The following is a 14,045-nucleotide window of genomic DNA, read 5'->3' as shown; positions in this document are numbered from 1 at the left end:
TGTCATGTACATCTCGCGATTACTGTAGCCATGGATTACTGCAATCACCCTTACTGCGACTCCTATTATGCTGCTAGTGATTTTTTCCAGCAATCGGACTTTTTTGAACGCTCTATATAAGCTAAAAATCCCATTTTATCTAAAAAGTCCAAACCGCGCAAAAGTTTACTATTGCCCGCAAGACCCTAACAACCTATGATTCCAAGTGATGATTTCCAGCAAATGTTTGCCTTAAAGGGGGAGCTGAATTGAAGAACAAGTTATACTATGGTGCTGCTTGGTATCCCGAGCTATGGAGTGAAGAGGTGCTTGAGCAGGACATCCTTCTAATGAAAGAAACGGGGATTAATATCGTACGAATCGGAGAATTCATTTGGTCTGCCTTGGAGCCAGAAGAAGATAAGATTGATATCCGTCCCGTCGTGAAATATATCGAAAGGTTACATAGAAACGGAATTGACACAGTAATGTGTACGCCGACACCTACACCCCCCATTTGGCTTACCCATGGACATCCTGAGCGCTGTTATGTGGATGAGAGCGGAACGGTAATGGGACATGGAGCACGGCAGCATATCTGTACGAACAATCCTTATTTTCGTGAGCGGGCTGCCATCATTACGGAGCATATTGCCAAGGAGACCGGAGCACTTCCGGGGTTAACCGCCTGGCAGCTCGATAACGAATTCAAAGCGCATGTGGCGGAGTGCATGTGTGAGACCTGTAAAGGCTTATGGCATATCTGGTTGCAGCAGCGCTACAGCTCCATTGAAAAGTTGAATGAGGCATGGGGAACAGCCGTCTGGAGCCAAACTTATCAACGTTTTGATCAGGTGCCACAGCCAGGACCCGCACCTTTCCTCCACAATTCATCTCTGCGGACGATGTACCGCTTATTTTCAATGGAAAAAATCGCTGAATTCGCCGATGAGCAGGCTGATATTATCCGCCGCCACTCCTCTGCACCAATTACCCACAACAGCAGTGTCGCTTTTCATCTAGATAATGAGCGGCTATTTCAGAATCTCGACTTTGCCGCCTACGACACTTATGCCTCACAGGGAAATATGCATGCTTATCTGCTTAACTGTGATCTATGGCGAAATTTCAAGCCGGGAAAAGATTTCTGGATAATGGAGACAGGACCCTCGTTTGCCGCATCTCTAGTAAGTTTTGGTGTGCCACATCCGAACGGATATCTGAAGGCAGAAGCGGTTGCCGCCTATGCGCTGGGTGCAGGTGCATTTTGCTATTGGCTCTGGCGCCAGCATACTTCCGGAAGTGAACAAACACATAGCTCGATCCTTAGTGCCTGGGGAGAACCCGCTCTAGGGTACGATAATGTGCTGGAGGCCAATCAAGCACGGCAAGAAATTGAACAAATTATGCTCTCCACCCGGCCCCTTCGGGCAGATGTTGCGATTACCTATTCGGACAGAACCAAAGCTTATCTCGCAACTGAACCTCATCGAAAGCTAAATTATCGTAGTCTGCTGGGCGATTTCTACAAAAGAATTCTACATATGGGTATTCACCGGGATCTGCTGCCCGAAGGCGGTGACTTAACCGGATACAAGCTGTTATTCACTCCATTCGTACATTATTTGTCCCCCGAGTATGTGGAAAGTGCGCTGGCCTTCACAGCAGCTGGCGGGATTTGGATTGTCGGTCCTCTTACCGGAGGACGAACGAAGGAGCATACCCTTCATAGGAATGCCGGACTTGGGGAATTGGAGCGATTAGCAGGAGTCAAAACTAAGTTTATCTATCCGCTGGAATTAACAGGCACGATTGGACACGCTTTTGGGGTATCTGCTCCCTTGTCCATGTGGAGTTCTGTTTTTGAACCCGTTTCAGAGTCCGCTTCCAGTCTCGGAATGATTACGGAGGGGGTGACACCGGGTTTGTCCTTCCTGACGGAGCAGCCTTACGGACAAGGTACTATTGTTATGCTGGGTTCAATGCCTGCCGGTGAAGAAGGTGACCTAATGTTATGTAAACTTATTGATCATTATGCAGAACGTACTGGTGTTACCGTACGCAGTGATGTCACTAAGGGAACCCTTGTCTGCCCTAGAAGCAATGACCAAGGTGCCGAAGTGTGGACCATTGTAAATATGGATGGACACGGGGGAAGTCTCACACTCCCGCGGGACGGACATGATGTTCTCTCAGGCAAATCCGTGGCCTGCGGCCCCCTCTCCCTTGGTGCATATGAGTACAGAGTAATCCGGTTATAAATACTTATCCTTGCAGCATAAAAAGCCGCTAACTCCTTGGTCACCCAAGCGGTTAGCGGCTTCGTTTCCGTTATTTTAACTTTTAATAACGCCTTTTTTAAGAATAACGTTCCCATACAACGCTTCTTCACCAGTAACTATAACTGCATAACTTTGCTTAGAACGGTTATAGAAATCAAAACGTTCCTCATGTTTAATCGTGGCTTCAGCATCATGTTTGGCGATGATTGTCTCATATGTGGACCAGATAACCGGCACAGTTGGATCTCCTGCAACTACTGCCATAAAAGCCACCTGTTGCTCTGCGTAATGATCCAGAGGTAACAACTCTAAGATGGCATCCAGCAGTTCGGGAATACCGATGCCATCATATCTCAGTACCCTCGGATTCAACGAATGTCCGGGATAATTCGCATCAGCCAATACAAGCTCATCCCCATGACCCATTTCCATCAGAATGCGTACCAGCTCCGGAGAGAGCAGCTTAGGAATTCCTTTTAACATAAGGCACCTCTTTACTTCCCATAAAATGATCGCAACGCTACCAGCTCATCAATCCGATGCTGCGGCAATTCTCTCTCCCCGCCAATCATCCGGGTAATGAAGGTGAGCTTGGCGGTATACTCAAGCCGCTCCATGTTCAGATACGCTTCCATAACATCTTCTCCCCATGTAAGGGCTCCATGATTCTCGAGCAGGACCGCAGTTTTTTTGCCCAAGAAAGGCATCAGTGAATCTGGAATTTCTTCCGTCGATGGTGTTCCATATTCCGCCAACGGAATATCTCCGATCATAATCACCGACTCTGGCATCATCATCTTGTCGAGCGCCTCACCTTTTATGGCAAATGCAGTAGCATACGGGGGATGTGCATGGACCACACCCTTCATCTCTGGCAGCTCATTATAAATTCTTAGATGCATTTTCGCTTCCGTTGAGGGTCTGTAGCCTTCAGCTGCTTCAAGGACTTCACCTTGCAGATTCACTTTTACAAGCATGTGAGGCTCTAAATATCCCTTACTCACCGCTCTGGGGGTAGTCAGAATTACATTCTCTGATAAGCGAGCAGAAATATTCCCATCATTAGCCGCGATAAAATCTTTATTAAACAGGTTTCTCCCGATATCACAAATCTGCAAACGTAATTTTTGTTCCAAGGTATCCATAGGGTTTCTCTCCTCGTATCCTATTTTTCACAAACCTTCACCAAAGAAGGCTGATATGTCTTAAAGGCAAAAGATCTTTCCACTACCTGCTTGCCCTCGCAGATTTCCAGTTCCCCTAGGGCAGCCAGTTGAATAATTATATTGCCAATTGCACTGGCTTCCACAGGCCCTGCTACAACTTTTCTCCCCGTAATATTAGCGGTAAGCTGACAGAGCAATTCATTCTGAATCCCACCACCGACCATATGAATGATATTGATTTTTTTGCCGGTGATCTCTTCCATTTCGTCAATCGTATGGCGATAGGACTCTGCTAAGCTCTCAAGTATGACGCGTATAATCTCAGCTTTCGTATAAGGGGCTTGCTGGCCTGTTCGTTCGCAATATTCTCTAATCCGCTGGGTCATCACGCCGGGTGTACTAAACAGTTCATCATTCGGATCAATAATTGCTGGGGCATGATTTATAGTTTCGGCTAGCTCAACCATTTGGCCTTGGCTGACGTATTTTCCCGCTTCGGCCCAATTCCTTTGCAGCTCCTGCAAAATCCATAGTCCCGTTATATTTTTGAGCAAACGATTAGATTGGCCGTAACACTGCTCATTTGTGAATCCGTATTCATAGCTTTTCTCTGTAATGACAGCTTTAGGCGTCTCCATGCCCACTAACGACCATGTACCACAGCTAATAAATGCTGCATCATCCTTTAGAGAATAAGGAATAGACGCTACTGCTGAAGCCGTATCATGAGAAGCACCCGCAATTACCTCCATTGAACCTACGCTAAGCTCCTCTTGAATTACCGGAAGGATAGAACCAATAACCGTTCCCGCTTGAACCCGTTGTGGCACTAGACCAACCGGAATATTAAGCCTGCTGAATACTTCAGTGGAGACTTCACCAGATACAGCATCCATTAAGCCACTTGTACTCCAAATCGTGCTTTCTGCTGCCGCGATACCAGAGAATAAATAGTGGAACAGGTCTGGCATCATTAAAATAGTATCTGCGACCTCTAGCAGAGAATCATTATCCTGAAAATCAGCAAACAGCTGATAAACCGTATTAATCAAGCTCGGTTGAATACCTGTAATGCTAAATTGCTCCCTTGGTGGAAGCAGCGCCTCCAACCCTAGACGATGGCTTCCCATTCTCCTATCCCTATAATGATGGGAGGAATAGAGCAACATCCCTCTTTTATCAATAAAACCGTAATCGACTCCCCAAGTATCCACGCTTAGAGACCTCAATTTTCCATGCGCCCTATAAGCTCTCTGGATTCCTTTTTTCATTTCGTGGAAGAGCTTCAAAACATCCCAATACAAATGCCCGCCAACATACACCGGCGTATTAGCAAACCGATGAATTTCTTCCATGCGAAGGGTGTTACCGTCATACAATCCCAACATCACTCTTCCGGAACTGGCGCCAAGATCCATAGCCAGAAGCTTAATCGTATCACCCATTTCAAGCACACCTGCTCCACAAGAAGATTTTAATATAGCGGTCCGAAATTCTGACAGGCTCTGTAATCTGCTCCTTCCAGATTCTCCGTCCCAAATAACGACCACACCCGTGGCCTGAAAATACGTGATTCCTCAACGTTATGCATACTTACTGGAATACGTAAAATCGACGCCAGCGTAATCAGATCCGCCCCGATATGGCCATAACTGATCGCCCCATGATTGGCGCCCCAATTATTCATGACATCATATACCGATTGGAATGAACCACTGTTAGTTAGCTTAGGAGCGAACCAGGTCGTCGGCCATGTCGGATCTGTTCTCTGATCCAAAGTATGATGAACCTCTTCAGGCAGCTCTACGGTGTGACCTTCAACAAGCTGAAGAACAGGTCCAAGCCCCTTCACCAGGTTCAAACGAGCCATAGTAACCGGCATTCCGCCTTGGGTTAAATAATCGGTAGAGAAGCCGCCTCCTCGGAAATATTCTTGAGAAGCTGGCCGGAATTGTGTATTGCTTAGACAAGCCTCAGCCTCTTCGTCTGAAATCTCCCAAAACGGTTTGATTGCAGGCTTACCCTCTATCCTCTGCTCACCTGTGCCATCAAGCGCTGCCGAACCAGAGTTGATCAGATGCAGTATTCCGTGAGCTGCTTCTCCCTCCAATTGATGACCCGTCACTCGCTTAACGGCATCGGGACTCCAGAAGGTTCGGACATCAGCAAAAATTTGTGCTGTATTCGTAAGCAAATAATTGAACAGCATCGTTACCCCATTCAGGCTGTCATTCTCTGTCGCTACGAGATAAGGTGCCCGTTTGCCGTTCCAGTCAAAAGAAGAATTCAACATCGTCTCCATGAAATCGCCGTTAGGGAAATGGTCCGTCCATTGTCTCTGGCCTTGGAAACCGCCAACAATTGCATTGTGGCCGTTAGCTTCCTCCTCAAAACCAAGCTCAGCGAGAACCGGATTGCCGATCATCAGGTCGCGGGCGATCAATGTCATTTTCACACAAGTCTCCCACTGCTTCTCTTTCTCTTCTGCACTGATTTGCAGATGCTGCGGATTATTATCAGCGCCAACTTGGCAGTTTTCTTTAGTCCAGGCAAGCGCCCGCTTAAATTCCTCTTTATCATAAATCTCTTCTTCAAAGCGCCGGACATATTCAGACATATCTATATATTCATTGCGCATGCCCAGATACTCTTGGAAAAATTGTTCATTCACAATGGAACCCGCAATCCCCATCGAAACAGAACCCATAGATAAATATGATTTCCCCTTCATTTGAGCAACTGCTAAGCCTGCTCTAGCAAACTGTAGCAATTTAGACTGCACATCCACTGGAATCTCTTCACTGCTAGACTCTTGAACATCTTCACCATAGATACCAAACGCAGGAATTCCCTTTTGAGCATACGCAGAGAGAACAGCAGCTAGATACACAGCACCCGGCCGTTCCGTTCCGTTAAATCCCCACACGGCATGCGGAATGGATGAATCCATATCCATTGTCTCTGAGCCATAACACCAGCAAGGCGTCACGGTGATCGACACCCCTACGTTAGCCCCGGAGAATTTCTGAGCCGCCGCAGCAGCTTCTTTAACACCACCGATCGTAGAATCGGCGATGATGCACTCTACAGGACTCCCATTTGGATACCTTAAATTCGCTTCAATAAACTTAGCCACCCGCTGAGCCATGCCCATCGTTTGCTCTTCCAGTGATTCACGAACGCCTCTTCTTCTGCCATCAATGGTTGGGCGGATACCAATTTTCGGATAGTTTTCTATCAATGCCGTTCCTCCTCAAGATCATCTTAGAGTCATCGTTAATAGATCTATTTCACCTTCATCATAAAATCTGCAAGCGCTTTAGTCAACACAAAACAACATATTACCTAAACAAAAGTGTGGTTTTATGTGATATAATTATTATATATTGTGGTTTTATGTGAATATGTAATTATTTTTAGATTTAAACAACAATGTAGTACACTAGAAAGCAGACGATTTATATATAAAGGTGAGTGAACGAATGAAAGCATTTGAACGACGGGATCTAATTATTAATGAGCTTTACAGACAGAAGAAGGTCCATGTCGCAGAGCTAGCGCAAAAATTCAACGTCTCGGAAGAGACCATTCGGCGGGATCTAGATAAACTGGACAAAGAAGGTCTTGCCAAAAAAAATTATGGTGGAGCCATTCTCAACGCCCATACCAATGAAGATCCTTCCTATACCAGCAGGCATCAGGTCAATATTGAAGCGAAGCGAATCATAGCCGATAATGTACTGCAATTAATCAATGATGGAGACAGCTTGGTGACGGATACGAGCTCAACGGTGTTTGAAGCCTTGCGTAGAATTATTGAGGAGAAAAACAATTTGACAATTATTACGAACTCTCTAGTGGTATTATCTGAATTTCAACACTCCGGTCAAAAGCTGATTTCCACAGGTGGAATTTTAGGCCCCGAGACCAGCTCCTTTGTTGGAAATACCGCTTCACAGACAATTCGAAAATATAATGTGGATGTAGCCATATTCAGCTGTAAAGCATTGTCCATGACAGGCGGTCTAAGTGATTCAAATGAAGAAGAAAGCGAACTGAAGGTGCTTATGCAGCAGCAGGCGAATAAAGTGGTTCTGCTCGTAGATCACTCCAAATTTGACCGGACCGCGTTCATTAAGTTGTTCAGCTTTGATAGAGTGGATTATATCGTTACAGATCAGAAGCCTTCTGAGGAATGGATCGATTTCTTAAATAATTACCATGTATCTCTTATCTATGCGCCCGCTGAGTGATCAGTAGGTGCATAGATAAAGAGAGATAATGACTTTATAACTTAATTGTTTAAAAGACCACTTTCCAAAACGACCTTCAGCCATTCCCCAGCAATCAGATCATGCCCGGCAGTCGTCGGGTGAACGCCGTCCCACAGCCAATAGGCTGCCTCTGCTCTCTCTGCAGCTGCGTTGAAAGCATCCTGTAGAGGTACATAAACTGTATCAAATTGCTCAGACAGCTGCTTAACCACTCCCTGATAATGTGTAATCTTCGCTTCCCATTCTGTCCACTGTTCAGCTGGAGCTCCGGTATTTAAAATAAAAGGCTCACATAAAACCAGCTTCGTATGTGGCAGAACTTCACGTGTTTCTTCAAGTACGTGACGGTAAGCGCGTTCAAAACGGTCCGTAACTCCACTTGGTTCCCCTTTCATCATTCTCCAAATATCGTTTACCCCAATCAATATACTAATGATGTCAGGCTGCAAGCTAATTGCATCTTCATTCCAGCGTGCATATAAATCGGAGATTCGATCTCCACTCACTCCGCGGTTATAGAATACCAGATTTTCTTCTGCCCGCTCATTCCCTAGCTTGCCTCCGATGATATACGCATAGCTATGTCCAAGAATATGATTCGGGTCTTCATCACGACCTCGATTCCCATCCGTAATGGAGTCACCCTGAAATAAGATCACTTTTGATTTTTTAGTAGCTGGATTAGTCATTGAATCTTTCATCTCCTTGATTACTAGTATATTAATCATTCAACTTGAATGTCTCCTATAATACAAGTAAAGTTATCATATAGAATACAAGGAGGAAAGAGAAAAATGAAATATAGAAGACTAGGCAATTCAGGGCTCAAAATCAGTGAGATCGGACTAGGCAGTTGGCTTACATATGGAACCGCAGCAGAGCAAAAGGCAGCCGATGCTTGTATAAGCAAAGCTTTTGAATGCGGTATCAATTTCTTTGATACGGCTAATGCATATAACCGTGGCGAAGGCGAAAAAGCGATGGGTGCTGCTCTACGTTCCTATGAAAGATCATCTTATGTGCTAAGCACAAAGGTCTTTTTCCCCATGGGAGACGATGTTAATAACCGTGGCTTGTCCCGCAAGCACATTATGGAGCAATGCGAGGCCAGCCTCCGCCGCTTAGGCACTGATTATATTGATGTATATTATTGTCATCGCTTCGATACAGAGACCCCTGTAGAGGAGACTCTACGCGCACTGGATGATCTCACAGCTCAAGGCAAGATTCTCTACTCCGCTGTTAGCGAATGGAGCGCAGCCCAAATCTCTAATGCTGCTGGTATCAGCCGCAGACTGAATCTGCGTCCACTGATCTCCAATCAACCCATCTATAATATGTTCGAACGTTATATTGAAGACGAGGTCCTTGAAGTATCCCAGCGTGAGGGGTTGGGCCAAGTGGTCTTCTCTCCACTGGCGCAAGGAATTCTGACTGGCAAATATAAACCGGGACAACAACCTCCAGCAGGAACCCGTGCTGCGGATAATTCAGTTAATGGTGTAATCTCCAGCTACCTCCGTGATGATGTGTTGTCTGTGGTTGGACAGCTGGTTGAACTCGCTCACAGTTTAGACCTGAAGCTGTCGCAATTGGCATTGGCTTGGATCCTGCGCCAGCCTGGTGTAAGTTCAGCATTAATTGGTGCCAGTAAGCCAGAACAAGTTGCAGAAAACGCCAAAGCTGTAGATGCGGTACTCTCCGCTGATACTTTACAGCAGATCGAGGAGATTCTTAAGCCAGTAGCTGATTTTGCTCCTGCAAGATAACCTATTGCACACTTGCCATATAGTACACAAAAGAGGTTGTGCCAAAAGCCATCACCATGGCTTAGGCACATCCTCTTTTTCTTTAAGAAATCAATTTAGACTCTTCGGCTTGTTCAGAAGCCTTATGGATAAAAGGCTCCAGTGGTTTCTTGAGGAGTAATGCCAGCAAGAGTGCCAGCACACCGAAGATAATCAGATAAATCACATCACGAATCGCCACTTCCGGCAGAATTCCCCCAACCGACTCCCGCATCAGACTAATTGCATAGGTAAACGGCATATACGGATTTAATATTTGAAAAAAACGCCCAGTCGTACTAATCGGAAATGTACCGCCGGAGCTAGAGAATTGAAGCACCATGAATACGATCGCTATCCCTTTTCCCAGGTTGCCAAATACAGCGACAAGCGTAAATACAATGGTTACGAACACGATGCTGATTAACACTCCAAAAAGTACAAACCACACCTTATTCACCACATAACAGTGCAGAATAAAAATGTTGCCAAGGACAGCCACCAGCCCCTGAAGAACTCCCACCGTAAGGAAGGTCAGCAGGCGGCCAAAATACAATTGATATCTTTTGTACGTTAGCCCCCCCGTATCCACACCTGTGCGGAGAAGAGAGACAAGCAGTGTGCCTCCGACCCATAAGGAAAGTACGACATAAAAAGGAGTCATTGCTGAGCCGTAATTCGGAATAGGATATAACTTATTCTCTTTTAACACTACCGGATTGGCCAAAAAATCACTTTTGCTCTTAATATCTCCTCCGAGCAGTTGCGCAATTTCCCCCAGATCAATCTCTTCTTTAATTTGGCGGATCGTGGAAGCGGCTTTTCGAATCGAGTCTTCCAGTACTGGAAGATCATTTCTCACCAAATCTGCGGCAAGCGCCACTCCTTTATCTGCACGGGGGAGTCCTGTACGAATCAACTCCGAGACCTGATGAACCCGCTCTTCTACAGTAGGCAGATCCTGACGCACGAAATTCGCAGCTTGCTGTATCTTTTCCCCTGCAGTAGGTAAGCTGCTCTCCAATAGCGGAAGCGTATCTCGGATGAAAGCACCAAAGCCCTGGGTCTGATCGGCAACCCCACTGGCTGCTGTGTGGACCGCTTCGCGTATAGCTGGCAAATCCTGCTGCAGACCAGCTAAGCTTGTCTGCCCGAACTCAATCGCCGACATCGTCTCTTCCAGTAGGGTACCCAGCGCGGGTATGCGATCTGGCACCTGCTGCAATGCGGAGGCTGTGACATCTGCCGCCGAAGTTATTTGCTCCAGTGTATTTTTTATGGCAGGGATAGTCGACGAATCATACCCTGAGATAAGCTTCGCAATTGCCAGCTTCCCAAGACCAGACTTTAGGAACAATTGGTTAATTGCACTGGAATCAGCGTTATCCTTATTCTGAACGTCAGCCGCCATAGCATTTACCAAGGACTTCTGACTGTTCAAAACACTGTCTACACCTTTCAATGCTGCAAGATCAGCAATAGACACTGTTTCAGGTGAAAATGTGTTCAATGCATTTAACATAGAAAGTGTGTGTTCAATCACGCTGCTTCCTGCAGCCAACTGTGCTGAGAGTAACTCCAGCTGCTCACGTACAGCTTGCGGCTCGTTATCCTCTCCCTTTAACTGTTCAGCAAGCTTGACCACTGAGTTCTCCGTTTGCTGTAGGAGATTAAGATTCTGTTTTATAGCTGCTGGAACAGCTTCAAATGCAGCACTGCTCTTCTCCAAAAATTGTTGAAGTTCCAGAACAAAATCATTTCCGGCAGTGGCAATCTTTTCTGCCTCAGGCAGCGCTGTTAAGGCAGCATTAACGATCTTATGCGCTTCCGTAAGACCTTGCGAGGCCTGAGCCATGACCTGTTCAACTTCACCATAATGGTTATCAAGTTGAACGATTAGCTGTGCCGCTTCTTCAATCTTGGGCAGCTTGTCCTGTAGCCCCCCTAAATGATCTAAGGTACTCGCGATTTGCGGCCAATGCTCAGCAATTTTCTCTAAAGCCTCACCCGCTTTTTCCACCTCTGGCAGCTTATTCTCCAATGTGGAAATACGCTCTGCTGAAGCATGAATCTGCGGCCAATTTTCCTGAATTTTCAATACACGTTTACCTGCGGTTTCAATTTCTGGCAGGCTCGCCTCTAATTTGAACAATCCTTTTTCTACCTTGCGTATAATGGGCAATTCAGATTGAAATTCCTTATCGATTTGACTTAAAACAGTAAATACCGTCTCACTAATCGTTTCCGTGAAATTCTCACTGATCTGTGTGGTGATTGAAGTGGCGCCCTTGTCCGTGATTTTAGGAGCAATCGCATTTATTTTCTCATTGACGGTATATTCGATTTCTGGTTTCACAATCGTTCCATCAAGAATTCCAGTCATTCGTTTGGAGAAATTAGCAGGGATAACAATACTGGCATAGTAGTCTCCGCGTTTGACACCATTATGTGCAGTCTCTGCATCTACAAAGGTCCAGCCCAGGTTTTTATTGCTCCGAAGACTTTCCATGACCTCATTCCCGATATTAAAATCCTTCTCCTGCACCTTAGTACCTTCATCTAAGCTGGTAACAGCAATTTTAATGCCAGAAGTATTGCTATAAGGATCCCATACTGACGCAACGTTCACCCAATCATACACGGAGGGCAATACCACCAAAGCGGCAACCAGCAATACGGCCACAGGAACTCTGAATAAGTTACGCCAATCGTTCCTATAAATCCGTAGTATTCCGCCCATTCGCTGCTCCCCCTAATCTGCATGTTTTGATATTTTAATATGCCCGAGGAGATAAGCTTTTACTATTCATTTTAGGGAACTCGTGACTTCTCATTGCTTTTTAAAAAAACTTTTAAAAAAATGCAACAAAAACTGCTCATTTCACGTAAAGAGTAATATATAACCCGTTTAAGAAAAAACGGAGCGGGTAATAAGTTTTATACAACGTCTTACATATCTCAAGGGGGAGATTAATAATGTTTAAGAAAAAGTCAGCGTATGTGTTACCGGTTGTTGTTCTGTTGTTTCTTTCCCTCATTACTTCTGCAAGTACCGTTGGAACACGGGTAGATGCGCAAGATAGTGACAAGACCCAGCATCAAACAGTTTACTTTCATACTATTGAATCCGACCATGGCAAGCTCTCCGGTACGACCGATGAAATAAACTGGTATCAGGGTGCTGATGCCGATCGAATCTTTGCTGAAAGAGATCCAGAAGCTGCAGCAGAAATCGGCGGAGCTCCAGACAGTTATTATATTGTAAATGATGTTGATACTCTAACAACTTATCCGATAGCGGATAACGCCACAGTGACGTTGCAAATTTTTGATCACACTGGCAACATGGAAGACTTGGATATCAACTGGAATGAGTCCATCACCTTACAGCAATTTATGGATCAATTTAATAATACGGATGTCATCGACTTGAGCCAGTTCCCGTATCACATCACTATTCAGGACGGCGTAATTACTTCGATCGTTCAACAATATATACCTTAAGGTGCAACATAAGAAAGAGGGTTACTCAGCAGCCATCTACATGGCTTATGAGTAACCCTCTTTTTTATATACTCAACGAATTATTGTTTAGCAGCATCCTTAACGGGAACCCCAAAATTCGGCGTACCATCTTCATTCCAATGGAAGACTTGAGCACGAGTATGACGGTTCGGATCATACAGCGGATCGCCAGTAATTTCTTTATAATTGCGGCAGTGGTAGATGAGTACATCTTCCCCATTTTCATTTACAGTAAAACTGTTATGACCTGGACCATATTGTCCATTCTCTTCGTGGGTCTGGAATACCGGTTCCGGCAGTTTGGTCCATGAAGCGGCGTCCAGCAGATCGCTGTCTTCATCCGCAACCAAAAGTCCCATGCAGTAATTGAAATCCGTAGCGCTAGCCGAGAAGCTGATAAAGATACGGCCGTTACGTTTAAGCACTGCAGCTCCTTCGTTTACCTTGTACCCAATAATTTCCCAGTCATATTCAGGAGTAGCAATCATCGTCTGAGGACCCGTTAGCGTCCATGGATTACTCATTTCAGAAATATACAGATTAGAATTCCCCTCAATATTCAGGTCCTTCTGTGCCCATACATAATACAATTTTCCTTTGTGCTGGAAGGTGGTTGCATCCAAAGCGAAGGATTCCCAAGCGGTTTTCACCTGGCCTTTTTCTACCCATGTTCCTTCTAACGGATTGGCAGATTCATTCTCAAGAGCAAACATACGGTGATCGAATAATCCATCCTTCGTCTCCGTAGTACGCGCCGCTGCGAAATAAATGTACCATTTCCCGTCAATATAATGGAGCTCTGGTGCCCAAATGTTTGCACTAAGCGGACCCGTCTCATATTTACGCCAAGCTACAGCCGGTTCTGCAGCAGCCAATCCCTCGATTGTTGTTGCTCTCCGCACTTCGATCCGGTCGTATTCTGGGACAGAAGCAATAAAGTAGTAATAACCATCTGTATGTTTATATACCCATGGATCAGCACGCTGCTCCACCAATGGATTTTTATATTCTACACTCGTATTCATAATCTCT

General features: G+C 45.4%; 11 protein-coding genes. 4 read left to right on the top strand and 7 right to left on the bottom strand.

What is annotated here, in order from left to right; genetic code table 11:
* The first annotated feature begins 248 nt into the window (after nucleotides 1-248).
* Nucleotides 249-2,240 carry a beta-galactosidase gene (locus NSQ50_RS07425; RefSeq protein ID WP_076225119.1) on the top strand — a complete coding sequence of 664 codons (1,992 nt, stop codon included), beginning with the start codon at nucleotides 249-251 and terminating at the stop codon, nucleotides 2,238-2,240.
* A 75-nt stretch (nucleotides 2,241-2,315) separates the two neighbouring features.
* Here the strand turns inward: NSQ50_RS07425 and fucU are convergent, their stop codons facing one another.
* The 4 genes from fucU to NSQ50_RS07405 are packed head-to-tail and all read right to left on the bottom strand — an operon-like array spanning nucleotide 2,316 to nucleotide 6,668.
* Nucleotides 2,316-2,744: an L-fucose mutarotase gene (fucU, locus tag NSQ50_RS07420; protein ID WP_076138304.1), complete on the bottom strand. Its 429-nt coding sequence runs from the start codon at nucleotides 2,742-2,744 to the stop codon at nucleotides 2,316-2,318.
* 11 nt (nucleotides 2,745-2,755) lie between these two features.
* Nucleotides 2,756-3,406 (bottom strand): class II aldolase/adducin family protein, encoded by a 651-nt coding sequence (locus NSQ50_RS07415; RefSeq protein WP_038569477.1) that lies wholly within the window; start codon nucleotides 3,404-3,406, stop codon nucleotides 2,756-2,758.
* Between the two features lie 20 nt (nucleotides 3,407-3,426).
* Nucleotides 3,427-4,872: a rhamnulokinase gene (locus NSQ50_RS07410; RefSeq protein WP_076138305.1), complete on the bottom strand. Its 1,446-nt coding sequence runs from the start codon at nucleotides 4,870-4,872 to the stop codon at nucleotides 3,427-3,429.
* A 29-nt stretch (nucleotides 4,873-4,901) separates the two neighbouring features.
* Nucleotides 4,902-6,668, bottom strand: a complete 1,767-nt coding sequence (locus NSQ50_RS07405; protein ID WP_076225118.1) for an L-fucose isomerase — start codon at nucleotides 6,666-6,668, stop codon at nucleotides 4,902-4,904.
* Between the two features lie 241 nt (nucleotides 6,669-6,909).
* On the opposite strand from NSQ50_RS07405, the gene NSQ50_RS07400 reads away from it, so the two are divergent.
* A complete protein-coding gene (locus tag NSQ50_RS07400) occupies nucleotides 6,910-7,680 on the top strand; it encodes a DeoR/GlpR family DNA-binding transcription regulator (RefSeq protein WP_076225117.1) in 771 nt (256 codons plus the stop codon).
* Between the two features lie 41 nt (nucleotides 7,681-7,721).
* On the opposite strand, the gene NSQ50_RS07395 is transcribed toward NSQ50_RS07400, so the two are convergent.
* Nucleotides 7,722-8,429, bottom strand: coding sequence for an SGNH/GDSL hydrolase family protein (locus NSQ50_RS07395; RefSeq protein ID WP_051490864.1), 708 nt, complete (start codon nucleotides 8,427-8,429; stop codon nucleotides 7,722-7,724).
* A 66-nt stretch (nucleotides 8,430-8,495) separates the two neighbouring features.
* Between NSQ50_RS07395 and NSQ50_RS07390 the strand changes: the two genes are divergently transcribed.
* Nucleotides 8,496-9,470, top strand: coding sequence for an aldo/keto reductase family protein (locus NSQ50_RS07390; protein WP_036675684.1), 975 nt, complete (start codon nucleotides 8,496-8,498; stop codon nucleotides 9,468-9,470).
* A gap of 82 nt (nucleotides 9,471-9,552) precedes the next feature.
* Here NSQ50_RS07390 and NSQ50_RS07385 read toward each other — a convergent pair whose 3' ends face one another.
* Complete coding sequence (locus NSQ50_RS07385) at nucleotides 9,553-12,228, bottom strand: YhgE/Pip domain-containing protein (protein WP_076225116.1); 2,676 nt, start codon at nucleotides 12,226-12,228, stop codon at nucleotides 9,553-9,555.
* 260 nt (nucleotides 12,229-12,488) lie between these two features.
* Between NSQ50_RS07385 and NSQ50_RS07380 the strand changes: the two genes are divergently transcribed.
* A complete protein-coding gene (locus NSQ50_RS07380; RefSeq protein ID WP_143760571.1) occupies nucleotides 12,489-12,992 on the top strand; it encodes a hypothetical protein in 504 nt (167 codons plus the stop codon).
* Nucleotides 12,993-13,072: 80 nt separating this feature from the next.
* On the opposite strand, the gene NSQ50_RS07375 is transcribed toward NSQ50_RS07380, so the two are convergent.
* Entirely contained in the window at nucleotides 13,073-14,038 is a 966-nt protein-coding gene (locus tag NSQ50_RS07375) for a glycoside hydrolase family 43 protein (RefSeq protein WP_036675689.1), read from the bottom strand.
* Nucleotides 14,039-14,045: the final 7 nt, after the last annotated feature.

Origin of the sequence: Paenibacillus sp. FSL R10-2788 (genome assembly GCF_038003885.1) — a bacterium.
In the GTDB taxonomy this organism is placed as follows: domain Bacteria; phylum Bacillota; class Bacilli; order Paenibacillales; family Paenibacillaceae; genus Paenibacillus_AQ; species Paenibacillus_AQ odorifer.
This window is presented reverse-complemented; position numbering and strand designations above follow the sequence as displayed.